A 26345-nucleotide genomic window follows, 5' to 3' on the forward strand; every position below is an offset into this window, starting at 1 on the left:
ATGAGAATTTAACAGGCTTCTCAATTCACATATCATTTTCAGTCTTTTTTGTCAACTCCTAATACTGAACCGACGCCATAGTAGGCTTTTATTTCGATAAAGATTAATTTTATTTGAGCTGGCTCAAGAGTGCGATCGCTGCGTTACCTGCGTAGCGATCGCTTTTATTTGGAGCTTGCCCAGTTTACTTGTTTTCTGGGTCTGTTTCCTTGCGTTTCTTCTTAGATGCCGATTTCCGAGTTTTTGGAGTGGCGATTATTTCTGGCTCTTGCAAAATGACATCTTCTGTTAATTTGCACAAGTCATTTAAGGAAAGTTTCTGTTGCGATTCAAGTTCGTTTAGCAAGTTTGATGCACTTTCTAATATTTGCTTTCCCTGTCGGACTTGAATAGTAGTTTTATTTTCGATCGCATCTAACAACACAAAAATCGAGACTGTTTGCCAAATATCTAAATCGTCGCCGATGACATCACAATTAGACACAATTTTGCCGTTGTAGGGGACGTGAATTCCTAAGCCGGAAGCTTGAATTAACGGCTGGATTTCTGCTATACTTAAATCTGCAAGGTCGGTAATTTTATGTTCGAGCGAAACTAAATCGGCTAAATCTGGCAAGTTGACCGATTCTGCGGCTAAAGCATCGAATTTAAAGGTAAGAGTTTGATTCAGCGGATCGGAAATGGCATAAATTGATTGAATTTGCGATCGACTAACCGCACCTTTCTCGAAAAAATCTCTGCCTTGCGGGGCGATCGCAATTTTCCCATTTTCAGCCACCTCCAAGCTTTCCAAACTAACCAGAGTCGCCGCCGCAGTCTTCACAAAAATCTCGTCTAACCCCAGCAAATCCGCCAATTCCTTCAAATTTGGCGCAGGTTCAAACTCAACCCCCGCCCGCAAAATAAACTCTTCCAACACGTTAAACTGGCGCGGTTCGCTAATCGCCACCTCCAGCGGAGTTTGACGGATTGCAAAGCGGAATTGACGCGCCGCCAACACTGACAAACCCGGATTTTGTTGCTCAATTTGTTCCGCTAGCGAACTTAAATTCGAGTCAATTGTTTTAGTTGAGGACGCTAGAAACATCTACAAAACCTCCGCAGTGACGCACCGTTTTTGAAACTTCCTGATACATTTTTCCGACTGTACCTGTTTGTTGGGTAAATAAATCGTGGCAGCCGACAACTACCAGCAATTCTTGAGCGCGGGAAAATGCCACATTCACCCGTTCCGGTTCCTTAGCAAATCCAATATCGCCCCTAACATTATTGCACACCGTGCTGACAATAATTACAGGTCTTTCCATGCCTTGAAATATGTCAACCGTACCAGTGCGGATGCTCAAAGCAGGAAATCTTTCGCCTTCGATTCTGTCTTTAATTGCATTTAATTGAGCAGCATAAAAAGTGATAATTCCGATTTCTTTTGGTGGTTCACCATCGGCAACTTTTGGCCGCCAAGCTGTCTCCATTTGTTCGCACAAACGCTCGATCGCATCAATCTCTTTGACATTCAACCGCGAAGTACCCTGTTTTTCCTCTTCAAACCCTTGTCCTATCGGCGTTTTTACCCACAGAATGTGATTGTTTTCTTGAATAATTTTACCTGCGAGGTTGTGGGCGCGTTTGGTGTCAGCTTCCTGAATGCCACAGTTGAGTTTTTGCTTGTAAAACTGATTGATGGCGCCCATGATTTGTGGGTGCATTCGATACTGAGTTGTCAGCATTTTTTTGATGCTGTCGCTGGCAGTTTCAAACAATACTTTGAACAAAGATTCTTTTATGAAGCTAAGTTCGTCTCCGGTACAGCCGATGTCTTCGGCAATATCGTCGATCGTACTTTGATTAAACATCGGCGGCAATTGCCGGTGATCGCCCACTAATACTAACTTTCTGCCTTTCAAAGCGGGAATTAATAACTCTGGGGGAGTGCATTTGCTAACTTCGTCAATGATGACTGCATCAAAGCTGGGAAAGTTTTTATTAAAATCGAAACTGGCAGCTTGCACGCAAGTAATGCCGATTACGTTGGCATTGTCAATATAAATTTGCTTTAAATCGTTGCGGTCTTTTTCTGATGGATTGCGGAGTTTTTGAATCCAATCATTCACAAACGTTTGAGAACGATTTAATGCTATCTCTTCTTGTTCTAATTTCCGCTGCCAAGTTTTGAACAGACGCTTAATTTTGTTTAAAAAAGCTACGCTGAATAATCCTGTATTCGGAACTTCGGGCTGGTATCGAGTCGGGATAGTTTGCCATGCTGACTCCCACCAATTTCTCTCAACAAGTAATGCGGATGTCGGTTGCTGCTGTTGTAGTTTAGCGGTAATTTCGCTCAATTCTTTTTGAAGTTCGGCGAGTTGCTGCTGCGAAGTTGCAGCCGCAATTTGCAGCGGGGATAAATGCTCGTCAAGACTGTTTTTAAGAGTCTCCAAAACCCCAAAAGGATCTAAGTCAGCAATGGATTTTTCAAGCTGAACCGTGCTTGCTTTCCAAGCCTCAACTTGCTTGACAAACTGCTGCGGTTGCTCCCAAATATTGGATTTTTGGGCGAGATATTGTTCGGCTAAAATCCGCAACTTTGCTGGGGCATTGGGCTGTTGGACAATTGCTTGCAACAAATTAGTAACTTCGCTAATTTTTAAGTTTGCCTCTTGCTGCGCTGTTTCTACCTGAAGTTTAGCGGCGGATATTTGCTGCTGGTTTAAGGTTTGACCGATTTTATCTAATAACTGTTGCTGTTTTATAAGCTGCTGTTCGGTTTCGGTTTTCAGGGGAACCACGCACTGACGCGCATTTGCGAGGATACTGTGCAGCAATTCTTTGACTAGGCGATCGAAGGTAGCCTGTATCTGATTTGGCTGCAAGGATTTACTGTAAAATTGTTGAATGCTGCCTAAGAAAGTGCGAGATTTTTCGATAATAAATTTGCGCTGACTTGGGCTGACTTGGGAATAGCTGGCGAAGTCTTTGGCTAGTTGCTGCCACTGTGTACGATCGCCCGCAGAGAGTACGATCGGCGTTTGGCTCAAATTTAGGTGCAGAAACTCGCTAAACCGGAACTGTTGCCCTTGTATGTCCTTAAAACCTGCGCTTTCTTCGTGGGATATCGCCTTTTGCAACCGATCCAAATCGGGCAAATTGATTTTGCATTTGGGCGGCACGATCGGCAATTTGAGCGATCGGGCAATTTTCAGCAATCCTGCGGGCAATTCTACCATATCATCCGTCAGCATTGCGCCCGTTTCCCAGCAAGATTTCACAACTTCATAGAGCCCCGTATCTGCCGTCTCGATCCATTGTGCAACGGCAACGACAACGGCTGCAATTTCCGCTTTTCGCAGTTCCAAATTCTTGATTTTCTGTTCGAGATTGTGGCGGTGTGTCTGATTTTGCCGATCGCCCAATTCGAGTTGATTCACAGCATCCGACATCTGCCGCGACACCCGCAACGACTCCGCAACCGTTGACATAGCGTGACAAACATCATCAGCCCGATCGAATGCTGTCTTAAATTCCGATATTTGCGCTGCTACAGTTTCCTGCAGCCAAACGCCAATCCCAAACGCGCCGCAAGCAGGGCGATCGTAACCTATTTGAGTAGCATTGCTAGCGGCAATCCGAACATTTGCCATAAAGTTTTCTACTAAAACGTTGCCTTCTGAATATGGTTTTAGTCGGGGCATAAACTCGGCAACTTCTGGAGATTCCCAGTTGACATTAGGCGCATCCAACAGATTTTCTAAACCACTAACTAGAGATTCAATCTCGCTTTTTTCGGTTAAAATTAGTTCATAATCTGCTGTTTTCTGGCTGTACTTTTCCTCAATACTTGCTTTACTGTCGTGCAAGTCTTTGAGTTCATTAAAAAAATCTTTCTCGGCGGCAAAGTAGGCTGTGAATCTGTCGGATTCTCCCACCAACTGGCGCAAAGATTTGACATTAGTTTGGCGCTGCGAGAGCTTTTGTTCGCAGTCAGTCGCCGTATTTTGCAGCCAAGTGCCGATCGCATTTTCCTCTAAAAACGGCTGCCCTTCTTCCTGCACCTTATGAGCTTTTCCCTTCCGCAAAGCCCGAATTGCCGGATTGTGAACTAACCGACTCAAAGCATTGTCTACAGCCAAATTTGCTTGCGAAGCAATGAGCGTTTTGCCGCCCTGACGGGCAATTTGATAGCAAATCTCCGCAATCACAGTCGTTTTGCCAGTTCCCGGCGGGCCTTGAATCAAAATTAAATCCCGCGCCGAAAGCACGGTTTCTACGGCGGCAAGTTGGTCGTCATTAGCATTGCGATTTAATAAGTTTTCCCGATCCAATTTAATCAGTTTTTCGGGCATTCTCGCTTGAGAAGAGTCGAATAAAAATTCGCTCAAATAGGGATTTTGAGCGCGCCCGTCTGTCAGCATTTTTAAAGCTTTTTTCTTGCGTTCGATCTGACTGATATCGCCCGCCGCCTCAAAATACAAGAATCCTTGTTTCGGCAGTTGATATCTGCCGCCCGCCATGCGATCGCCTAAATCAACATCTAACTTAATCCGTAATTTACCATGTTCAAAGTCAATTTCGGCGATGCTACCCAATGTCTCTCCATCGCGGCTGCTTCTGCTTCCGGGCGGCGAATCAAACAGGATAATTTCTTCATTTCGTGCCTTTTTTAGCCTTTCGCGAAAGTCGCCCAATTCTAAGGAATTTTCCTCATAGCCATCAAGAGTTGCGGAATTACGATCGATTTCAAAACTGACGATTTTGAAGCCGGAACCGTAATTGTGTCCTCGGAAAGGCACGCAAAATTGACGCGCTTCCGCGATGCGTTTTTCCACATTTAAAAAAGTATGCCAAACTTTTAGCTGTTCGGTAGTTGGTATGTGTCTGTCGTCCCAAAATGGCATTTGTTGGACGCGGGCGATCGACTTTACAGGAATTGGCGATCTACTGTTAGCCAAAAGTCGCAACTGAACCGGCAAAGCATACCCATCTTTCCTCCCTCTGGGAACCGCCACCAAACCAGCATCCAGCAGTTTTAAACCGCCGATTCCGTCTTCACAGCGTACAGTTGCTAACAACCGCAAAGTGCGATCGGCTTTTTGCAACAATTGGGGTAATTCAAAATCATCTCCATCCGTAGCAAGCAGCAATTCCCAGATTTCTTCTTCCGAAAATCTCTCATTTACCTTTTGGCGGCGCACGTAGAACAGATTGTGCGATTTGCCAGCTATCTCCGACATCAGAATTTCCGCACGTTCTCTGCATTCCCAATCGCAATATTTCCCTAAAGCTGCTTCTCCTTCAATATCCCGAATAAACTTATTAATTGTGCGATCGCCACTAAATTTATATCCCCAATCTTCTGTTACTAAAGATGGCATATTTTGATTTTAGATTTTAGATTTTAGATTTTAGACTTTAGATTGGATTTAAGATTAGCACATCGGAACTTGTACCGACAGAACCGCTAAATCCCCAAAAAGATTAAGGTGTGCACTGCACACCCTACGACGATCGCAAATTACCGTACAGCCGACGGGCGCTCGAATTAAACAGTTCAGAATTAAAAGGGCGAATGATGGGAATTGAACCCACGAATGGTGGTACCACAAACCACTGCCTTAACCACTTGGCTACACTCGCCATATGTTTTTAACTATAGCATCAGATCTCAGCACAAGTCTAGGGGTAAGGCAAAAATATTTTGAAATATTTCTGAGCGTCCCTGAACCGGACAGATCGATTGTGCCTCAAATTTCAAGCACAGTAAGAGTTTAGCACAATTTTCGCTCTGCGCGATCGGCAACTATCCCGCGCCCCAGCCGTCGCGCGACCCGGACTCAGCAGCTCTGGCAGCGTCCCGATTCGACCCAGCGCATTAAAATAGCCTCATATCTCGGACTACATCAGTTGTCAACCCTCTCTCTTCTCTCTCTTCTCTCTTCCCTATTCCTTCGCGCCGCTTCGCGTCTTCGCGGTTCGTTTAAAAAAAAGTCTTGTCCGCCATCTAAAATCTAAAATCTAAAATCTAAAATCGATATGAGCTACTGTGTCAACCCAGAATGTCAAAATCCTCAAAACTCCCACACCGCCAACTTTTGCTTAAACTGCGGCTTTAACCTGTTGCTGAGACAGCGATATCGCCCGATTGAACTTTTAGGTAGAGGCGGATTTGGTAAAACTTTCCTAGCAATTGATGAAGACATCCCATCTGTACCCCGCTGTGCAGTCAAGCAATTTTATTTTTACGACCGCGACCCCGAAATTTTCAACAAAGCCGTTGAATTATTTCGGCAAGAAGGCGTCCGTTTAGACGAACTCGGAAAACACCCGCAAATCCCCACATTATTAGCCTGCTTTGAACAAGAAGGTCATATTTATTTAGTTCAAGAGTTTATAGAGGGATCGACTCTTAAACAAGAATTAGACCTGAGTGTATACGATGAAGATGAAATTTGGCAACTGCTGCAAGACTTATTGCCAGTGCTGCAATTTATCCACGACAAGCGCGTCATTCACCGCGACATCAAACCCGAAAATATTATCCGCCGCCAATCGGACAACAAACTCGTATTGATCGATTTCGGCATTGCTAAACTAATGACTGATACAGCCATACTCCGTCCAGCAACGCTCATCGGCAGTCAAGATTATGTAGCTCCCGAACAAATGCGCGGCAAAGTATTTCCTGCTAGCGACCTTTACAGTTTAGGTGTTACTTGCATTCGCCTGATGACGCAAGTTCCTCCCTTAGATATGTACGACTGCAACAACGATCGCTGGTGGTGGCGCGAGTTTCTCCCCAAAGCCACGAGTATTAGCGAGGAGTTAGGCGAAATTTTAGATAAATTGCTGCAAACTAATCTCAATCAGCGGTACAGTTTTGCTGCGGAAGTTTTGCAAGATACCCAAGCAGCTTTAGATATTCGCCATCAAAATTTGCTTTCGCCGAAAAAGCCGATCGCTCCTACTCTCAGTAATAGCGACAGCTCAACCGATATCAGCGCGCTAGAAACTCCTGATTCTCCAATTTTATCCACAAATGCCGTCGCCAATTCCGCAGAAACTTTTTCCTTATCTGTTACTTCAAATATCGAGCCGACCATGATTTCTGCACGGGGAGTTGATTATACCAAATTGCGGGATTTTTTGTCAAACAAAAAGTGGCAAGAAGCCGATCTCGAAACTTGGGGCTTGATGTGTCAATCTCTTTCCCAGCCACCGGGAACTCAGCTAGAAATCAGCAAAATTTACCAGCTACCCTGCGAAGATTTGCAAACAGTCGATCGCCTGTGGTTGCACTACAGTCAAGGTCGGTTTGGCTTCAGCGTCCAAAAGCAGATTTACGAAAGCGTTAAGGGAGATTATATCAGATTTTGCGATCTGGTCAACTGGCAAACCTACAATTCTGCTAATACTTTAGGGCAGATTAAATTTAGTCAGCAAGCACCAATCGGACACCTCCCCTCTCGCAGTTGGGTTGGCGGCATTCAGTGGCTGCGGCATCTCGATGCCCTGTCAGCAAAATTAACCGAGTGCGACAATAATCCTGCTCCAAAATTGTAATTTGCTCTACCGACTCACTAAGTAAAATTTCATATTTAAACTCTACCTGAAAGCAGAGAAATTTGTCGAGCTAGATGTATCCATCGACCGAGGCTCGGTGCGATCGCTTGTCGCACAATGGATTAAGGCGAACACAGATAAAGTCTGCAATCCTTCAGACTTTAACAAGAGAACTAGAAAGAGGTACCGATCCATGTTTTTTCACAAAAAAGAATTAATGTCTGCGGTGAGAGTAGACGAACCTAACCCGCGTTTTGCGCAATTGCTGCTAGAACAGTTTGGCGGAGCAACCGGAGAACTGACAGCAGCTTTGCAATACTGGGTGCAGTCATTTCACTGTGAAAATGCAGGGATTAAGGATATGCTCCAAGATATTGCTATCGAAGAATTCAGCCACTTAGAAATGGTGGGGCAACTCATAGAAATGCACACCAAAAACGTTGACCAAACAGAAGCTTATAAAAGCACTTTGTTTGCGGTGCGCGGCGTAGGCCCACACTTGTTAGACAGCCAAGGTCAAGCTTGGACAGCAGCTTATATCAACGAAGGCGGGGATGTGGTGCGCGATTTGCGCGCTGATGTCGCTGCCGAAGCAGGAGCTCGCCAAACCTACGAAGAATTGATTAAACTAGCACCGGATGCAGCAACGAAAAAGACGCTGCATTTTCTGCTGACTCGCGAAATTTCTCACACTCAAATGTTCATGAAAGCTCTAGAATCGTTGGGTAAACTCACCGATCCTTTGTTCGGCAATATTCCGCCAGATTCCACTGTGGATCTCTACTTTAACTTGTCAACAAATGGCAAGGATGAACGCGGCCCTTGGAACTCTGAACCTACTTTCCAATACATTGCTGAACCAGGCCCCAGAGCTTAATCGGAATATTCCGCAATTAGCCTCGCAGCACAGTAGCCGAGTAGGTTGGGTAACGCGAAGCTGTACCCAACCTACTCTTTGCTATCAAGAACGATCGGCTAAAAAATGTTATAGTTATTGAAACTCTCCCGGACTCAAGCAGAAACCGGGTTTTTTTTACGAAAATACTTCGCAGCAGCCTCTTGCCACCGTGGAAAAACCCGGTTTCTTGAGTTAGTGCGCGCAAGTCCAGATCCAGATCGAACATTAACATTAAATCCATATTGAAATTGCGATCGACCTATTTATTAGTCTCTCACGGCAGCCGCGACCCCAGACCCCAACTAGCTTTGGAAAAGCTAGGTCAACTGCTGTCTCAAAATTTTGGTGACTCGTTCCCCGCAGTAGCAACTGCCACCTTAGAACTTGGGCCCGCACCGCTGCACGAACAAATTTGCAGTTTTGGCGAACGTACCCTGTCGCTGGGACTGACAGAATTGCAAATCCTGCCTGTATTTTTATTGCCGGGAGTTCACGTCGCCGAAGACATACCGGCAGAGGTGGAGATTGCCCAAAAAACTTTTGGTGACAAGCTAAAAATTGAATTGCGCCCGCATTTAGGTTCCCAGAAAGCAGGCTTAACAAAATTGGTAAAAAGTCAGATGCAAGAGGTGACTTTTCTCCCCAATCTGCTATGGCCAAAATGGATTTTATTATCTCACGGCAGCCGTCGCCCCGGAGGTAACTCGACAGTTGAGGAAATCGCCAGCCAACTCGGTGCACAGACAGCGTATTGGTCGGTCAAGCCGAGTTTGGAAGAGCAAATTGACAGTTTGGTTCGTGGTGGACAGCAGCAAATTGGAATTGTGCCATACTTCTTATTTAATGGAGGAATTACAGATGCGATCGCCAAAAATGTCGCACAGCTAAAGCAGCAATTTCCTGCGGCGGAACTTCATCTCGCAAATCCTCTAGGCGCAAGTGTAGAATTAGCAGACTTAATTGGGGATTTAATTCAAAAATGAACTGCAGTGGCACAGAAGAGGTAAAGGAAGCAAGAAAAATGTCTTTAGGCAAAGTGTATTTAGTAGGTGCGGGACCCGGAGATCCGGGTTTGATGACCTTGAAGGGAAAAGCTCTGTTAGAGTGCGCGGATGTGGTGATTTACGACGCTTTAGTCAGCCCTCAAATTTTGGCAGCAATCAACCCCCAAGCAGAACGAATTGATGCCGGAAAACGCAAAGGCCGTCACTCGTTAATGCAAGATGAAACAACTCAGTTAATGATAGAAAAAGCTGGAGATAATGCGATCGTAGTTCGTCTCAAAGGCGGCGATCCGTTTATCTTCGGCCGCGGCGGCGAAGAAATGGAAGAGTTGGTAAAAGCTGGAGTGTCGGTAGAAGTTGTACCCGGTGTCACTTCTGGAATTGCGGCCCCTGCTTATGCGGGAATTCCTTTAACACACCGATCGTACAGTTCCTCTGTCACCTTTGTCACCGGTCACGAATCAGCGGGAAAATATCGACCGGAAGTAAATTGGCAGGCGATCGCCCGCGGGTCCGAAACCATTGTAGTATACATGGGAATCCACAATTTGCCTTACATTATCGGGCAGTTGACAGCAGCCGAAATGAGTGCAGAAACGCCCGTAGCATTAGTGCGCTGGGGAACGCGGCCGGAACAAGAAGAATTGATCGGGACTTTGGGTACAATTGTAGAGCAAGTTGAGGCGACCGGATTTGCAGCACCTGCGATCGCAGTAATCGGAAATGTCGTCAATTTGCACTCGATATTGTCTGGCTGTCGGCCAGTTTCTCAGACTGTACAATAAGCGGGAGGATAGGGTCAGAAGCGCTCTAATTTCGATCGCTTTGATTTCGCTCCCTCTGATTTGGCTCGCCAGCGGGGACGTTCCCACCCTTGATGTCATTGCGATGTCATTCTTGGACGCATCAATGACATATTTATGTCATTGCTCGCTCTTGAGCGTTAGCTTTCGCCCTCTATTATGAAAGCTATCGCAGCATCTGTTATTCATGGGTTTTGCGTCCTGCACTGGATGCCACCGAAAGCGCGCGGAAAATCTCGCCGTTTGTTGGAAGTCATCGCGTGTTGTTAGGCGATAATTTGATAATATTTTTTTGGGTCGTTTTTTGAGGCTTTTTTTCCAAAGTTCCGTTGCATAACTGTTTGTTTTGATTGCTGTACTGCAATATAAACTATTTTCTCCTTTGCCTTGGTCGCCAAAAACCTACAATTTTTTTTAATCAATGGTTGATCTGAGATTTATACAACTTGCATATATTGAATGACCGCGCCCAAAAATGGAGACAAGCCCCCGAATTAAATCGCGGAAATATAAAAATTTTAGACCCTAGTTTATGCTCCCCGATTCATCTGTCGAGTAAATCTAAAATCTACAATCTAAAATCTAAAGTATAAAATCGACTGACAGAACCAAAACACCATTCAATATTTAGGAGGGATTAGATGAGTTCCAAATTAGTTCCGCAAGAAACAAAGCCCCAGCCTAGAGCCAATTCAGCCTTCAAGCAATTATGGTCAATGCACGCGGTGATGGCAACCTGTTATCTGCTGCTGTTGCTTGGGGGATTTTGGATGGTTAAAATGCCAGACAATACACCATTACGAGGCAACGCTTATACTTTGCATAAATCGATTGGGGTGTTGACAATTGGATTGCTAACTTGGCGTATTTTCATTTTGCAGCGAGTTTGGTGGCGTAAGTATACGCGCCGCCTCCCCAAGTTTACAGGTGAGTGGATTCGCAGGTTTCTACTGCACACGGCAATTTATCTGTTTATGCTAGCGGTTCCTCTGAGCGGATTTTTCCTCTCTAATTCCTATAAAAGCGGGAATGTCCCTTTCTTCTGGCTGGCAACCTTGCCAGATATCTTTCCTCAAAATGCAGCGGTTGTAGATTTTGCAGGAGATTTACATTTCTGGATTGCTTATACTTTCCTGGCCTTTATTGTACTCCACGCGATCGACCAACGAAAATATGTGCGATCGCTTTTGAGACGAACAACCCAAGCCCTGAAAAAATCATCGCTCAGTTAACCTTAATCAGTCGTGGAATCAATAACGTATTGATGTCATTGCTCACTCTTGAGCGTTAGCTTTCGCTCAGTTTCTCAGACTGTAGAATAAATTTAAATATTGCATCTGCAGTCATTAGTCATTGGTAAAATGACTAAGCTAATCCGCATTTAAATTGCACGGTCAAATAAACTTTTACTCTTGTGGGTGGGTAGGAAATCCCGCCCTCAACATACAATTTAAATGCACAACCGCTTACTAACTACTAACTAATGACTAATGACTAATGACGAATGATTTCAACGCGCCACTTCCCGCATATACTCCCCCCACAACTGAGCGGCATTTGCACTACCTCCCCCAGTCGGAGAATTATCATCATTTCCCAACCAAACTCCTGTCACGAGTTGCTGACTGGGAATATAACCGACAAACCACAAATCTCTATTATCATTAGTCGTGCCTGTTTTTCCAGCTTCTCCCAACCCCAAAGCAGCACTGCTACCCGTACCTCCCCGCACAACACCTTGCAGCATATCAGTCATGGTATCCGCTACGCCTTCAGAAACTAACTGCCGATTGGCAATGCCATCTTTTTGATAGTCATAAATCACCCGGCAACTGTTAAAATTATTTCGATCTTTGCAATCGCTGCTGTCAATAATTCGCTTGATTACGTGGGGGCGATTGCCCAAACCCCGGTTCGCCAGAACCCCGAATGCACCAGTTAATTGCAATACGTTAACTTCACTTTCACCTAATACTAAACCTGGGTTAGAACGCAATTCAGATGTAATCCCCAAACGCCTCGCCATTTGCACTACTTTGTCTAAACCGACATCTTGTGCTACTCTCAAAGCAATTGCATTTTCCGACTGTGCTAAACCCCGATACATATCCGCACTGCCGCTGGTTCTTTCGCAGCCGCTGTAACTTTGTCCGCCCCAGGAAAGCGGCTCGCAAGAATAAGTTTTATCGGGTGAGATTCCCTGTTCTAGGGCGGCTGCATAGGTGAAAATCTTAAATGTAGAACCGGGCTGTCTCAAAGCTTGGGTAGCCCGATTAAACTGACTTTTCAAATAATCTACGCCCCCAACTAAAGCTAAGACTTCTCCTGTTGCAGTATTGAGAGTTACCACTGCTCCTTGAGAAAAACCTGCATTGGCTCCCGCATTTTCTACAGCATTTCTGAGGGAAGCTTCAGCCACTTTTTGCAGGCCGGGATTCAAACCTGTTTCTACAATAAAATTGCCTTCTCTGGCTAACTGCTCCCCCAGCAAAAACTCCAATTCGTCAAATACATAACTGTAGAAATAAGGAGCGATCGTACTTTGCAGAAATTCGCGAGCTTTCGGATTGATCTCAATTCGCGATCGCCTCGCGCGATCTGCTTCTTCCTGAGAAACCGTCCCCAGTGCCCGCATCCGTTCGATTACTCGATCGCGGTACTGCACCGCTAACTGATAATTTTGAATCGGATTAAAACTGTTTGGCGCAGGCAAAATTCCCGCCAAAGTCGCCGCCTCTGACAAAGTTAAATCCTTCGCCGACTTGCCAAAATAAAACCGAGACGCATCCTCAAAACCGTAAAGGTCAATTCCCAAAAACACGCGATTTAAATAAGTCAGCAATAGCTCGTCTTTGCTGTAATAATTCTCCAGTTTAAAAGCCACTACAGCTTCCCGTAACTTGCGTCCCGCCGAATCTTGAGTTCCCACATAATCTCGAAACAAACTCCTCGCCAACTGCTGCGTCAGAGTGCTACCACCTTCACGAATTCCGCCCCCGCGAACATTAGTTAAAAGTGCTCGCAAAACGCCCAGCGGATCTACCCCCAAATGCCAATTGTAGCGGCTGTCTTCCGATGCAAGTACCGCCTTGGATAAATAAGGCGAAAAATCCTGCAATTTCTTTAATTCTAAGTGAGCGTTATTCTGAGGAGGACGCAGCGGAGTTTGCCCGTCGCGGGCATAAACAATCACGGGGCCATTGATACTTCTCGGCAGAGGCCGCACGTGAAACTTGGTCGATTCCATACCTACCAACACCGCAATCAAGGCGGTAATTCCGCTAACGCCGTAAAAGCTGTAACGCACAAGTTCCAAATACCAAGGCGGCGGATATACGTACTGAACTCTGACAGCGGCGGCTAGTTCCGGCGGGCCTAAAGTGAACACGTCTCCGTGACGCAGCGACATACTTTTAATTCGCCTTTTGCCGCTGTAAATGCCGTTGGTGGAGTCTTCATCTTTGATGACAAAAGGAGTCCGCCGCCGAGTATCCCGCGACAGGGATAAGTGGACGTGACTGACAACGGGATTGCGAACTACAATATCTGAAGATTTGGACGATCGACCTAACAAATATCGATCGCCCAACAGCGGATAAACCTCAGCTTTAGCTGCTCCCGCATCCTGTACCCACAGTTCGGGTACTTTGGCATTCGGTTTCAGCGCTAGCTGGTTAAAATTAACCTTGGCAATAGTCTGGACTGCTTGGGTAATAGCACCCAAGACGGTTTGAGGTTTGCGGGGCGGCTGCGGTGGGGTCATATTTCGCTGTGCACTACGATCGAGCGATCGGCTCTTGCACCATTCTACTCGCAACTTTTGGCTAATTTCAGGATCTGTCCACACTCTTGAGGCGATAGTCGGCTAATGGCGATCGATTTTGGGGTTATTGGTGAACCTGCCCGGAATCCGTTTATTGAGCGAATCTTCACCCAACCACAAAAAATCCCCCTCTTACCAGAGAATTCAATTATCATAAACTTGCCGAAAAATTAACACTTTCGATAACATTTATCCCAGATTTACCAATAAACTTCGCATAATTAAAACCCCCCTTTTTCAAGGGGGGTTAAAAGCCTAAAATCAGCTTAGTTCTCCTTACAGCGAAGAACCCAAACCGGCATAAGCACCGTAGAAGAAAAGACCCAAAATGCTCAGAACACCGAGGCCTGCGACAGTAGCTACCAGCCACAAAGGAATTCTGCCACTTTCACTAAACATAGCCATCACCTCACTAATTCACAGCTAAACAAATTCGATCGAACTATCGAAAGCCAACTCAAACACCAGTTAATTAAAGAAATAACTGGAAAACAAAATACCCAGAGTAAAAATCAACAACAAACCCAAATAAAGAGAAGTCCGGTTTAACTCAACAGGCTGCTCGTTGGGATTAGGAACGCGCTCAGGCATTGTAAACTCCTATCGTTGAATAAATTGCATTGCTGCGATCGCGCCCAAAAAGAAAATTGTTGGGACACCTAAAGTATGAACTGCCAACCACCGCACCGTAAAAATCGGATACGAAATTGGCTCATTGTTTGGGGTTCTGCTCGTCATTTTTCCAAATCCTTGTTAAATTACTTGGCAATGAACTGATCTACTTGTTTCTTAGCTTCAAAGCGATCCGAAATAATCGGCACTTCTTCGCGCTGCGGTGTGAAATACTGGTTAGGGCGAGGAGTTCCGAAAGCATCGTAAGCCAAACCCGTTTGCACAAACAGCCATCCAGCAATAAACAAAGCCGGAATGGTGATGCTGTGAATTACCCAATAACGGATACTTGTAATAATGTCCCCAAACGGACGTTCTCCAGTTGTACCAGCCATTTAGAATCCTCCTTTCAACAACAAATCGACAGACAATCTCTATTAATATTCTACTATCAAGCAGCTTGCGCTGAACCTTGATATTTAAGTAGAGTACCGCTCGCGCCGATCACAAATCCGCGATCGGGGCCCATAAAGACAATCCTGTAAAAATTAGCGGGAACATCTTCAACTTCGCGGTCTTTTTGCCAAGTTTTCCCGCCGTCCAAACTGCACAGCAAATTGCCGCCGCCGCCGGCTACCCAAACTTCATTATCAGTACGGTAAGCCATGTCCAGCAAACCCCAACTCGCCTTGCGATCGGGAAAAAACGGTTTTCCCCAACCTTCAGGATTGGACGGGTCGCTAAACTGAATCTGACCGCCGCGGGCGAGCATCCACAAACGCCCGTCCTTGGTAAAACCCATATTTTGCAGGCGGCGAGAACTGTTGCGGTTGTGAGGTTCCCAAGCTTCTTGTCCGGGTTTCCACACCGAGTAGAAATTGCCCTTCGAGGAAACCGCAACATACTGTCCGTCTTCAGAACGGTTGATATTGCGAACTACCCCAAAAGAATCCTGCACGACAGCTTTCCAATTTTTGCCGCCGTCAGAAGTCCGGTAAATCGCCCCCACATCGGTGGTCATCTCGGCGGAATTCGGGCCCAAAGCCGCGATCGTACTCGGAGAACCGGGCAACTGACTGCTCAAAGCAATCCGCGTCCAAGACTTCCCCTCATCGTTCGTGTGGAGCAAAACAGAAGGCTGGCCGACAATCCAGCCTTCTGAACCCGAAAAACTCACCGACGCAAAACGCGACCTCGGATCGTCGATATCCAGTGCTATAGACTTCCAGCTAGTGCCACCGTCGGAGGTTTCGAGCAGAGTTGCCTCCGAACCCACAACCCAGCCGTGCTGAGGATTGCCCGTAAAGGCAATATCCTGCAAATTAGCTTTCGTCGGCAAAGAAATCACTTGCCAGGGGTTGTAACTCACGGAGCCGATCGTGCTGCAACTCGTACAGATGAGCGCAGCGGCCAATAACATTACAATTCGTTGCCAAAATCTCACAATCGTCTTACTGCAAACCATACATACTAAGTAACAACAAGAAACCAACGACCAAGCCGCCAAAAATCAGCAAACTTTTCTGACCTTCGGTCATGCCGTTGACACCGACACCGTAGCGCTGATTTGCCTTAAATCCCGATATCCCTTCCATCTGACCGAGATTTTGAAACGCCGACTTGCGCGCTGCGCAAACGGGACAGACCCAAGTTTGGGGCAAATCTTCAAAAGCCGTGCCCGGGGCAATGCCAATTTTAGGATCGCCCTTTTTCGGATCGTAGACGTAGCCGCAGGCGCGGCACTCGTGCCGATCGAGGGTCTTAGTCTCAGTGGCTCGATCGCTCATAGCTCCAAAAGAGTAGGTAAGCTAATCTTAAAATATACATTAAAAATTATTGCAGAAGATGGACGATTAATCTCAACCAACTCGTAATTTTAGCTGCCCAAAATCTATATAATGTAACAGACAAGTTACAGAACCCTTTCACCTAGGCAGTAATTATTCACCGTGTTTGCACTCAGCGGCTACGAGTATTTCTTAGGCTTCCTGTTAATTTCCAGCCTAGTCCCTATCCTCGCCCTCACGGCGTCTAAGGTACTGCGCCCCAAAAGTCGTCCCTACGACCGACGCACTACCTACGAATCCGGCGTCGAGCCGATCGGCGGAGCCTGGATTCAATTCAACATCCGATATTATATGTTCGCCCTGGTCTTCGTCATCTTCGACGTAGAGACCGTCTTCCTGTATCCTTGGGCGGTTGCTTTCAACCAGCTAGGACTGTTGGCTTTTATCGAAGCCTTGTTTTTTATCACGATCCTCGTTATTGCTCTTGTCTATGCATGGCGCAAAGGAGCCTTGGAATGGTCTTAAGTTCTGACAAATCACAAAAAGCGCTTATCAACCCTGTAGAGCGCCCGGAAGTCACATCCCAACTCTCAGAGAACGTCATCCTGACAACAGTGGATGACCTCTACAATTGGGCGAGACTTTCGAGCCTGTGGCCGCTGCTTTTCGGCACAGCCTGCTGCTTCATCGAATTTGCAGCTTTGATCGGATCGCGCTTTGACTTCGACAGATTCGGTCTAGTACCGCGATCGAGCCCCCGGCAAGCCGACTTGATCATCACCGCCGGCACAATTACCATGAAGTACGCCCCCATCTTGGTGCGGCTGTACGAACAAATGCCGGAACCCAAATACGTGATCGCGATGGGCGCGTGCACCATCACCGGCGGAATGTTCAGCATGGACTCCACCACAGCAGTCAGAGGCGTTGACAAACTGATTCCTGTAGACGTGTACATCCCCGGCTGTCCCCCCCGCCCTGAAGCGATTATTGACGCAATTATCAAACTGCGGAAAAAAATCGCCAACAATTCCATGCAAGAACGGGCCAATTTGCTCCCAACCCACCGCTACTACACCAGACCCCACAAAATGAAAGTAGTAGACGACATTTTGGACGGCAAATACTTGTCAGTTCCGGGCCGGATGGCGCCGCCGAAAGAATTGACCGAAGCAATGGGAATGCCAGTACCGCCGGCCCTGCTTGCAGGACAAAAACAGGAGGTAAACCGTGGCTGAGACAGAATCTGCAATTGTTGAAGCCGGGAAGGTTTCCCAGTGGTTGACTCAAAATGGCTTTGAACACGAAGCTTTAGCGGCCGATAATTTGGGCGTGGAGATATTAAAGGTCGATCGAGAATTCCTAATTCCGATGTCAACAGCACTGTACGCCTACGGGTTTAATTATATGCAGTGCCAGTGCGCCTACGACCAAGGGCCGGGACAAGATTTAGTCAGCGTCTACCACTTGGTTAAGCTGACAGATAATGCTTCCAAGCCTGAAGAAGTCCGCGTCAAAGTATTCGTACCCCGCGAAGATCCCAGAGTGCCATCAGTCTACTGGATTTGGAAAGCAGCCGACTTTCAAGAGCGCGAATCCTACGATATGTACGGCATTGTCTATGAAGGACATCCAAATCTGAAACGGATTTTGATGAACGAAGATTGGGTAGGCTGGCCGCTGCGGAAAGATTACATTTCCCCGGATTTCTACGAACTGCAAGACGCTTATTAAGGGAGTTTTGCGAAGGCGGGTTTAGAGCATAAAATTTGACTTTTGGGGTTAAGTTTTATGCTAAACTCGCCCTCTGTTTTTTGTAGGACTGACGCACTCCGACTCTCAGAAACCGGGTTTTTTAGCGAATCTGCGGGCTGCAACGCGCCTTTTCGTAAAAAACCCCGGTTTCTAGGCCCCCATGCGTCAGTCCTATTCTTATTTCTTAGTATCGCGTTGCGCGGACTTTGTTTGACAAGAAGCGATTTTAAATATCCGAATCATCTTCGTTTGACAAGAAGCGATTTCAATATCCGAATCATCAATGCGGTAACTTATTGCCGACTTTGAATCTCTACAAACTTCTGGAATAGCGGTACTTGAAAACGATAACATTCTTCAGTCACCTCCAGCACTTCTTTCTCCACAAGTCTCGGCCATGAACGACTTTCTGCTACCGCTAAAACTGGTTCATCGATCAATTTATCCAAAAACTCTCGTTCTGATTCCGTTAATTCTTGATAGCGTTCTCGAAATGCAGCCCCCCCTTGTTCCAAACTTTTGAGAATCGCAGCCTGCACGTCATCTGCTGTTAATTGCCTTTGTTTTTCCTGATTTAACCTGGTCTTTTCTCTGTTTATTGCATTCAGGCGATCGACAAGTACGCGACACATCAGTTGTACATAATAAGGCTGACACCGCGTTAAGTAAATAATTTCATCAATCGCGGCTTCTGTATAAATGTCGGGAAAATTAGCAACAGGATTCCGAATTAAATCCCGCGCCTCTGATTCCTGCAAATACGTCATCCGTAAAGATTGTGTATTAATCAAATAATCGTTCCAATAAGGATTGAGCTCGTCCAAAGTATGGGAACCGCTGAATAGCAAAATCCAATTAGCGCGGTGCTGGAAAATGTAGCGCAAAAAGTTCAGGGGCGCTCGACTTCCAGTCTTTTGGACTACTTCTTGCAACCGCTCAAACTCGTCCAAACACAACAAAAATCGCTTTTCGGGCGCAATTTTTTCAATTTTCACAAACCATTTTTGGAGTGCCATAAACGGATCAATCTTGAGCGAGTCTCTGTCAATGGCGGGTAATTGCAAATTGCGGTTGCGCCGCGCCTCTTCCACAATTTCATCAGCGATAAACTCGGCTAAACCGCTCAAGGTTGTTGCCGCGGCTGCACCCTGAATGTCGATCGACAACGGCACTAATTCTGAGCCAACTTTCTTAGGTAAAAACTTGAGGGCGGAGGTTTTTCCGGTGCGACGGCCTCCATACAGCAACAATACAGGTGGTTGAGAGGAACTAGCCAAAGACTCGATTTCTCGAAATACGTCCAAACGCCCTTTGAAGCGACTGCTAGAATTTTCAGGGTTGAGGGCTGACCCAGCGACATAAACTTGCGGGATTTCTGCTGAATCTAAAGCTGCTTCCTCTAAAGTTTGTCGGGATGTTTCTAAGATACTCAGCCACCGCTGCACAATGCTGCCAAAGCTAGTTGCTAAAGCTGCATTTTTGCGTAAAACCAGACTTTTTCGCAAACGATTGAGTTTAGTCAAAGGTGTTGCCAGCATTTCGGATTGAAGGTAGGCAGAACTAGCATTTTCGGCAGCGCAAACATCTTGGCTGATTGCCAACAATTCAGGTAGTACGGAACCGATTTCGGCTGGCGGTGGTGAGGGTATCCAGGCAAGTTGTTCGGTAATGGCAACGATATCTTCAGAGTTCTGACAGCGGTTGAGGGAATCAATGGCAATTCCCACCATTGCCTTTAATGCTACTTTGTGTTGGTTAGTTGAGTTAATGAGATAATTGATGGTTTGTTGGGCTGCGACTGGGTTTTGCTGATAAGCTTTGACGATAAACGAATCTATCAAAGGCATCGGTAAGTGAATGAGTTGGTCGAAGTACGGTGGGAGACACCGCAGCCATTTTGCCTCGTCTCCCTCTGGCACCAAACGCAACAAGAAAAACATCCACAGTAATTCTGGAATCCAGAAATAAACTCGCAAAACGCTGAGAATCCAAATTACACCGAAGACTACACCGACAGTCATAACAGCCGTAACAGATGCCAAATTCAAGAAACTCAACGTCACGCTGAATTGCCCAAAGGATGCCCCAACGAGCGCTCGCAACCCTGCATCCAATGGCACACGCCACCCCACACCCAAGGTCGTACCCCAGGTCACACCCCAGATAGCAGCCACACCGAACGCTACACCAGAAGATGTCACACCCGCTACGCCAGATGTCACACCAGACGCCACACCTAACGCCACACCGAACGCCACATCGAAGACCGTACCGAACGCTACACTAGGTCCCATACCAAAACACATACCGTACATCAAACCCAACAGCACAGAAACAAATGAAGGTTGTAAAATCAATCTCTGTATTTCAGGTATGAATAGCTGCTCGGTAATTATCGCAAGGGTAAAACTAAACAACATCGACATAACCATTAGTATCAATCCGATTTGCAAACTACTATTAGTACCCCGTACTATCCGGTTTGCCAATAACCATCCCATCAAAATAAGACTGCTTCTCAACCAATTAAATGGCTCGACTGCCAGCGAATAAATAATTCCAACTAGCACTACAGCTATTAAAGGGACGACTACCATCAAAAACCAGACTTGTCCCGCATACCGCCGCAATTTAGGATTAACCCTGAACTTCTCCCGCATCGTAAAAGGATTAGTATCAGATACCAAATCCGGATGAATTTCCCGCAGCCACTCCGCCAAAGTAAAAGGTTTAAAGTAAATCCAGTAGAGAAGTCGAACGCATTCAGCTAGATAATTCCGATTCATATTTATCCTAACCATCACACCACTTGCCTAACACCGGACTCAAACTGCCACACAAGAACTTTTTGAACAAATCAAAAAAATACTTTTCAGTAACGATACCTGCGACACACATTATCGCAACAATTATCACACTCAGACCCATTACCCAAGCAAAGATGTCATCCACTTTCAGCCCGAAACGTTTAGTTAAATTGCCCACCCAAATTGGCACATCCAAGACTAGCCAGCGCAGCCACTGCCCCAATTTCTGAGGGCGCTTGGGTGGAGTTGGCAATTGTAAAACTACCCTGGCTTGGTTTTGAAAATTCTGCTTTGCCCAATTCACATTTTTACGACGTTGTTGCGCTTCCCAGAGATATCTTCCGGCTAATTGCAAACGCACAGGATGCCGTTCTCCCCACTCCAAAGCTAGGCGCTGATTTGTTTCAGTTAAAGCTGGTATAGCCCCTGCTATTGTTCCTTTAGGCAACTCGACCAATTTTTTAGCTTCGGCTTCTGAAAACTTTTCCAATGGCGACACTGAACCGACGTTGAAAAAAGAAGAGGTCAGTTTATATTTTGTGCGATAGGAATCAAGAGTTTCTAGAGAAGCTAATACCAACATCAGGGCGCTATTGTTGATTAAGGAGTGAAGATTGTCATAAAATCCTTCATCAAATTCTTCGCGATAACTATCCTGAAACAGCGCTTCAAATTTATCTATACATAAGACTGGTAATATTTTCTCGGACTCACAAAGTCTCATGGCTTTAGCAAAGGTACTGCGCTCCCAATTGGCAGCGGAAAAAGCTGTAACTAAACTCCGCTTAGCTTGAATAACTGGCGCTTGGCTCAACTCTTCAGCAACTCTTTGATAGAAAGTATTTTCAGTTTGGCATTCACCATCTTGAAATGATAAATAAATGACAGCATAACGGCTGGAAGCGTATTGACGATGATTGCGACAAATTTGATAAAAACGCCAAAGTAGGGATGACTTGCCAATTTTATGTGGCCCCACAATATTAACGCTGGTTGGCTGTGGGCCTGTCATCTGAGATTGAATAAATTTTAGTTCGTCTTTGCGCCCCACAAAGCAATCGCGCTTTTTCAGCATAGAGGGTGCAGAAAACGGACAGGGAGATGGCGAAGGGGGAGCCATAGAGTTATTTGACTAGAGCAGAAGCGGATTGGTAGATTGATGATACACTACCTTACGCCTTTCAATCATTCCGCAAGGCTGCGATCGGATCTAAGCGAGCGGCATTCCGAGCAGGCAATACTCCAGCTAACAACCCGACGGTAAAAGATAGCCCAAAACCTGCTGTAATCGACCATACAGAAACCACAAACGGAAATTTGAACGCTGTCGAGGCCCCAAAGGCGATCGCAATTCCCAACCCAATTCCCGCCGTTCCCCCCACCGTGGAAACTAAAATAGATTCTGCCATAAATTGAATGAGAATTGCTGCATTAGTAGCGCCTACCGCTTTGCGAATTCCGATTTCCTTAGTGCGTTCTACAACAGACACCAACATAATATTAGCAATACCGATGCCGCCAACCACCAAAGAAATTCCGGCGATCGCTCCGATCATAACCGTAAATAAACCTATCACATTGCTGAAAGTATTAACTATCTCAGCTTGATTGACAACTCGAAAATCATCCGGTTGTGGCGGATAAATATTGTGGCGCAAGCGCATAATATTTTCCACTTGAAATTGAGCATCTGCTAAATCCGCTTCGCCGGCAGTTTCCAACCAAAAACCCGAGATCGCAATCCCCGCTAAAGAATTTCTCCCCACAATCCGCGAAGACATATTTTTGAGGGGAATATACACTCGATCGTCCTGATCGGTTCCCCCTACAGACCCCTTGCTTTCCATCACTCCAATGACCTTGTAGCGGTTTCCCTGAATGCGAATATCGGAGGATAACGCATTAGCTCCGGCTCCAAAAAGTTCGTCCCGCACTTTAGAACCGAGGACAACTACTGGCTCAGCAGCATTCAATTCATCCTCGTTAAAAAACCGTCCTTGTTGAGGTTGAATGTTCTTGACATCGGGATAGTTTAAATCCGTTCCCAAAATAGCAGTAAATGAATTTTGTCCGCCGTAAACGACTTGCACTTGGCGCTGCAAATAAGCCGAAATTGCCTTGACAGCAGGAGCTTGTTTGCCGATCGCCTTAGCGTCATCCCAAGTAAGGGTAGTAGCCGAACCGCTTCCCTGACTGACACCGCCCGATCGCGCAGCGCCGGATAACACCAACAGCACATTTGTACCCAAAGCCTTTAACTGTTCTTCAGTTGATTTTTGTACTCCCTGTCCGACCGAAGTAATGGCAATTACCGAAGATATCCCAATAATTACGCCCAGCATAGTTAAACTGGTACGCAATTTGTTATTCCACAGCGCCTCTGTCGCCATGAACGCGATTTGAACGTTAGAGATTTTGTTGGTGCGGGGGCGAGTCTGTAATTTCATTGGTAATGGGTAATAGCTAATAGGTAATTGCTAAGGAATAATTGGGAGTTTTAAGGAAGAAAGAACAAGCAACACGGAACAAAGAAGAAGGAAGAGTAAAAAAAAAGTTATCCGTGTATCCGTAACTTCCGTCTTGTGCTGTTGGAAATCGGTAATTGGTAATTGATAAGTGATAATTAGTAATTGGCAAGTGGTAATCCGTAATTGTCAACCACTAACTAATGACTAATGACTAATGACTAATGACTACTGACTGCGGACTACTAACGCAAGCGCGTTCCGCCACCCGGTTGCAAACCCGGAATCCCGCCACCCGATGGATTTTGGGATCTAGGCCGCGATCCGGGGGGGAAAGTAAGCAGCACTTTTTCATTTCCTTTCAAACCCGATCGCACTTCCGTCTTGTCATCCACCGTCATACCAGTCTTAATCGGCATAAAAGCAGGTTTGCCATCTTCTCCACCGGGAACAAAAACCCCCGTTTCCCTTTGTTGGCGGACAATTGCCGCAGTCGGGACTACCAAAACATTTTTGAGTTCACCTGCTTTAAATTCCACATTCACATTCATGCCCGATCGCAGCACTTGTCGATCGTCATTAATAATTGCCGCTTTTACCTCAAAACTTGTCACATTTTGCAGGACGATCGACTGAGGCGAAATTTGACTGATTTTACCTGCAAAAGTCTTTCCCGCAAAAGCATCGGCTTGAATAGACGCAGCCTGGCCGATCTTAATCTGAGAAATATTAGTTTCTGCTACGTTTGCTACTAATTGATTTTTTGAAGCTAAGGACAAAATCGAAGAAGAAGTCGCCGAAGAAACCGCACTACCTGCCGTCGTGGGAGTCACAAAAGCGCCCGGATCGGCGTACTTGCGGGTGACAGTGCCGGTGAAAGGAGCCCGCAGCACAGTGTCGCCGATCAGCGCTTGAACGCTTTGCAGGCTGCCTCTAGCGGAGAGAACTTGGGCGCGGGCTTGGGCGATGTCTTCGGGGCGGGAACCTGCTTCTAGCAGCGCCAAAGCTTGCTGTTTTTGCTCGACGGCGGCCTGCGCCGCAGCGATTTCTTCCGGGCGTGCGCCCGATCGCGCCAGGGCCAAAGCTTGCCGTTTTTGCTCCACAGCAGCCCGCCCGGCAGCGATTTCTTCGGGACGTGCGCCCGATCGCGCCAGGGTCAAAGCTTGCCGTTTTTGCTCCACAGCAGCCCGCGCCGAAGCGATTTCTTCGGGGCGAGTACCCGCTTGCAGCAAAGCTACAGCTTGTTCGGCTTGCCTGACTTGCGTTTGAGCTCGATCGCGCGCGGTGCGGGAGTTGTTGACAACTTGCAAAGCAATGGCGCCGACATTATAGAGTTCCTGATTTCTCTGAAAGTCTTCCTCAGCTTGGTTTTTGGCGTATTCGGCATCCCTGAGTTTGGCGATCGCTTGGGCGATGTCTTCAGGCCGATTGCCCTTGAGCAATTTTTGTAAATTTGCCTGTTGTTCAGCTAATTGTGCCTCAGCTACGGCAATATCCTGGCTTCGATTGCCGTTGAGCAATTTTTGTAAATTTGCCTGTTGTTCAGCTAGTTGTGCCTCAGCTACGGCAATATCCTGGCTTCGATTGCCGTTGAGCAATTTTTCCAAACTTGCCTGTTGTTCTGCTAACACTGCCCTAGCCACAGCAATGTCCTGGGTTCGAGTGCCGTTGACCAATTTTTCCAGGTTTGCTTCGGCGGCTGCGAGTTGTCCGCGAGTTTGGGTAAGTTGCCCTTGGAGGTTGGAGTCGTCCATGTAGGCGAGAATCTGCCCTTTTTCAACTTGATCTCCTTCCTTGACAAGCAAACTTTTGAGCATTCCTGAAGTTTTGGGGCTGACGTTAACGGAACGTTCGGGCACGATTGTGCCGTTTGCCGAAATTGTAATCGGCAGGTTCACCCTTTCGACAGCAACGGTTTTTTCCTTGCGCCTGGTTTCGCGGCTGGATTTGACTGTGAGTTGGCTGTAAGCTGTGTAGCCGACTCCTGCAAGCAGGGAAGCGGCGAGGAGTCCGCTAACCCACGGAGTCAGCTCTTTTTTTATCTGAAAGTGCTTTACTAAGTACATATAAATTAGACATATCGGGCGTCTGTTCAATTTAGACGGAGCGGGAACAGAAAAGGTTCAATTGAAGTCTGACTAGGTTTTTTCCCGTGTTTAATGCTTGCGGGCGATCGAGTTTAGATCCCAACATCGATCTCCAGTGCAGCATAAAACCTGTTGGGCCAAATGCGTAATAATGAAGGAAGATAGTTTAATCTGGCATACCCTAATCCTTCATGCAATTTGAGTGGGACGAAGCGAAAAACCTTGAAAACATCCGTAAACATCAGATTGATTTTGCCGATGTTCCCGCGATGTTTGATGGTGAAATGCTGATTGAGCTAGACGATCGTTTTGATTATGGCGAAGATCGCTGGTTTGGAATCGGTTTTCTCGGTTCTGGAATAGCGGTAGTAGTCTGGACAGAACGTCAAAACAATGTAATCCGAATCATTTCAGCGCGAAGAGCAAACCGTCATGAGCAGAAACGATTTGAACAGTACCTCTGGTACTAACTGGGCAGCCTTAGAGTCAAGGTCAGAAGAGAATATCGACTACTCAGATATTCCACCGCTGACCGATGAATTTTTTGAACGATCGACTTTACGTATTCCAGCAGAGCAAGCCCACAATTTAGTTCAGCTCGATCCAGATGTGAAGCAGTGGTTTGAGGCTCAAGGAGAACAGTATAAAACTCTAATTAATAACGTTTTACGCCAATATATAGAGAAACACAAAACTCAGCACTCAGCATAACTGTGCGTTTTAAGTGGTCGTGCATAGTATAGTGGGTGA

Annotated in this window: 23 protein-coding genes and 1 tRNA gene; 10 read left to right on the forward strand and 14 right to left on the reverse strand. The window is 46.3% G+C overall.

The window, feature by feature from the left end; genetic code table 11:
- Positions 1–184: 184 nt before the first annotated feature.
- From QUA54_RS21695 to QUA54_RS21705, 3 genes are all read right to left on the reverse strand, one after another.
- Positions 185–1087, reverse strand: a complete 903-nt coding sequence (locus QUA54_RS21695; RefSeq protein ID WP_333416251.1) for a hypothetical protein — start codon at positions 1085–1087, stop codon at positions 185–187.
- Positions 1065–5369, reverse strand: coding sequence for an AAA domain-containing protein (locus QUA54_RS21700; protein WP_333416252.1), 4305 nt, complete (start codon positions 5367–5369; stop codon positions 1065–1067). The genes QUA54_RS21695 and QUA54_RS21700 overlap by 23 nt, the downstream gene beginning before the upstream one ends.
- A 189-nt stretch (positions 5370–5558) precedes the next feature.
- A tRNA-His gene (locus tag QUA54_RS21705) sits at positions 5559–5631 on the reverse strand.
- A 396-nt stretch (positions 5632–6027) separates the two neighbouring features.
- On the opposite strand from QUA54_RS21705, the gene QUA54_RS21710 reads away from it, so the two are divergent.
- From QUA54_RS21710 to QUA54_RS21730, 5 genes are all read left to right on the forward strand, one after another.
- Complete coding sequence (locus QUA54_RS21710) at positions 6028–7554, forward strand: serine/threonine-protein kinase (RefSeq protein ID WP_333416253.1); 1527 nt, start codon at positions 6028–6030, stop codon at positions 7552–7554.
- A 193-nt stretch (positions 7555–7747) separates the two neighbouring features.
- Positions 7748–8431, forward strand: coding sequence for a manganese catalase family protein (locus tag QUA54_RS21715; RefSeq protein WP_333416254.1), 684 nt, complete (start codon positions 7748–7750; stop codon positions 8429–8431).
- Positions 8432–8700: 269 nt separating this feature from the next.
- Positions 8701–9435 (forward strand): sirohydrochlorin chelatase, encoded by a 735-nt coding sequence (locus tag QUA54_RS21720; protein WP_333416255.1) that lies wholly within the window; start codon positions 8701–8703, stop codon positions 9433–9435.
- On the forward strand, positions 9432–10241 hold the full coding sequence (cobA, locus tag QUA54_RS21725; protein ID WP_333416256.1) for a uroporphyrinogen-III C-methyltransferase: 810 nt from the start codon (positions 9432–9434) through the stop codon (positions 10239–10241). Before QUA54_RS21720 ends, cobA begins: the two co-directional genes overlap by 4 nt.
- 659 nt (positions 10242–10900) lie before the next feature.
- Positions 10901–11491 carry a cytochrome b gene (locus tag QUA54_RS21730; protein ID WP_333416257.1) on the forward strand — a complete coding sequence of 197 codons (591 nt, stop codon included), beginning with the start codon at positions 10901–10903 and terminating at the stop codon, positions 11489–11491.
- A 278-nt stretch (positions 11492–11769) separates the two neighbouring features.
- Here QUA54_RS21730 and QUA54_RS21735 read toward each other — a convergent pair whose 3' ends face one another.
- The 7 genes from QUA54_RS21735 to QUA54_RS21765 all read right to left on the reverse strand — a co-directional run bounded on the left by QUA54_RS21735 (position 11770) and on the right by QUA54_RS21765 (position 16481).
- Positions 11770–14022, reverse strand: a complete 2253-nt coding sequence (locus tag QUA54_RS21735) for a transglycosylase domain-containing protein (protein ID WP_333416291.1) — start codon at positions 14020–14022, stop codon at positions 11770–11772.
- A gap of 336 nt (positions 14023–14358) precedes the next feature.
- A complete protein-coding gene (locus QUA54_RS21740) occupies positions 14359–14481 on the reverse strand; it encodes a photosystem II reaction center protein J (RefSeq protein ID WP_172190233.1) in 123 nt (40 codons plus the stop codon).
- Between the two features lie 69 nt (positions 14482–14550).
- Positions 14551–14673 (reverse strand): photosystem II reaction center protein L, encoded by a 123-nt coding sequence (locus QUA54_RS21745; RefSeq protein ID WP_172190234.1) that lies wholly within the window; start codon positions 14671–14673, stop codon positions 14551–14553.
- A 9-nt stretch (positions 14674–14682) separates the two neighbouring features.
- Positions 14683–14820, reverse strand: coding sequence for a cytochrome b559 subunit beta (gene psbF / locus QUA54_RS21750; RefSeq protein ID WP_006635504.1), 138 nt, complete (start codon positions 14818–14820; stop codon positions 14683–14685).
- Positions 14821–14840: 20 nt separating this feature from the next.
- The gene (gene psbE / locus QUA54_RS21755; protein ID WP_006635503.1) at positions 14841–15089 is read right to left on the reverse strand and encodes a cytochrome b559 subunit alpha; all 249 of its coding nucleotides are present in this window, start codon (positions 15087–15089) and stop codon (positions 14841–14843) included.
- Positions 15090–15145: 56 nt separating this feature from the next.
- Positions 15146–16159, reverse strand: coding sequence for a photosynthesis system II assembly factor Ycf48 (locus tag QUA54_RS21760; protein ID WP_172190235.1), 1014 nt, complete (start codon positions 16157–16159; stop codon positions 15146–15148).
- On the reverse strand, positions 16146–16481 hold the full coding sequence (locus QUA54_RS21765; RefSeq protein WP_172190236.1) for a rubredoxin: 336 nt from the start codon (positions 16479–16481) through the stop codon (positions 16146–16148). Before QUA54_RS21765 ends, QUA54_RS21760 begins: the two co-directional genes overlap by 14 nt.
- A gap of 162 nt (positions 16482–16643) precedes the next feature.
- On the opposite strand from QUA54_RS21765, the gene ndhC reads away from it, so the two are divergent.
- Genes ndhC through QUA54_RS21780 form a run of 3 tightly spaced genes read left to right on the forward strand, consistent with a single transcriptional unit; the run spans position 16644 to position 18215 of the window.
- Complete coding sequence (gene ndhC, locus QUA54_RS21770) at positions 16644–17006, forward strand: photosynthetic/respiratory NAD(P)H-quinone oxidoreductase subunit C (protein WP_006635500.1); 363 nt, start codon at positions 16644–16646, stop codon at positions 17004–17006.
- Positions 16997–17719 carry a photosynthetic/respiratory NAD(P)H-quinone oxidoreductase subunit K gene (ndhK, locus tag QUA54_RS21775; protein ID WP_172190237.1) on the forward strand — a complete coding sequence of 241 codons (723 nt, stop codon included), beginning with the start codon at positions 16997–16999 and terminating at the stop codon, positions 17717–17719. Before ndhC ends, ndhK begins: the two co-directional genes overlap by 10 nt.
- Complete coding sequence (locus tag QUA54_RS21780; protein WP_172190238.1) at positions 17712–18215, forward strand: NAD(P)H-quinone oxidoreductase subunit J; 504 nt, start codon at positions 17712–17714, stop codon at positions 18213–18215. The genes ndhK and QUA54_RS21780 overlap by 8 nt, the downstream gene beginning before the upstream one ends.
- Positions 18216–18529: 314 nt before the next feature.
- Here the strand turns inward: QUA54_RS21780 and QUA54_RS21785 are convergent, their stop codons facing one another.
- The 4 genes from QUA54_RS21785 to QUA54_RS21800 form a co-directional block, all read right to left on the reverse strand.
- Complete coding sequence (locus tag QUA54_RS21785) at positions 18530–21022, reverse strand: hypothetical protein (protein ID WP_333416258.1); 2493 nt, start codon at positions 21020–21022, stop codon at positions 18530–18532.
- Positions 21023–21029: 7 nt separating this feature from the next.
- Entirely contained in the window at positions 21030–22163 is a 1134-nt protein-coding gene (locus QUA54_RS21790; RefSeq protein ID WP_333416259.1) for an ATP-binding protein, read from the reverse strand.
- Positions 22164–22224: 61 nt separating this feature from the next.
- Positions 22225–23490 carry an ABC transporter permease gene (locus tag QUA54_RS21795; RefSeq protein WP_333416260.1) on the reverse strand — a complete coding sequence of 422 codons (1266 nt, stop codon included), beginning with the start codon at positions 23488–23490 and terminating at the stop codon, positions 22225–22227.
- A 263-nt stretch (positions 23491–23753) separates the two neighbouring features.
- A complete protein-coding gene (locus tag QUA54_RS21800; RefSeq protein ID WP_333416261.1) occupies positions 23754–25574 on the reverse strand; it encodes an efflux RND transporter periplasmic adaptor subunit in 1821 nt (606 codons plus the stop codon).
- Positions 25575–25786: 212 nt separating this feature from the next.
- Between QUA54_RS21800 and QUA54_RS21805 the strand changes: the two genes are divergently transcribed.
- Positions 25787–26065 (forward strand): BrnT family toxin, encoded by a 279-nt coding sequence (locus tag QUA54_RS21805; protein ID WP_333033472.1) that lies wholly within the window; start codon positions 25787–25789, stop codon positions 26063–26065.
- On the forward strand, positions 26043–26306 hold the full coding sequence (locus QUA54_RS21810) for a BrnA antitoxin family protein (protein WP_333416262.1): 264 nt from the start codon (positions 26043–26045) through the stop codon (positions 26304–26306). Before QUA54_RS21805 ends, QUA54_RS21810 begins: the two co-directional genes overlap by 23 nt.
- The last annotated feature ends 39 nt before the right edge of the window (positions 26307–26345 follow it).

Source organism: Microcoleus sp. MOSTC5, assembly GCF_036701825.1.
In the GTDB taxonomy this organism is placed as follows: domain Bacteria; phylum Cyanobacteriota; class Cyanobacteriia; order Cyanobacteriales; family Microcoleaceae; genus Microcoleus; species Microcoleus asticus.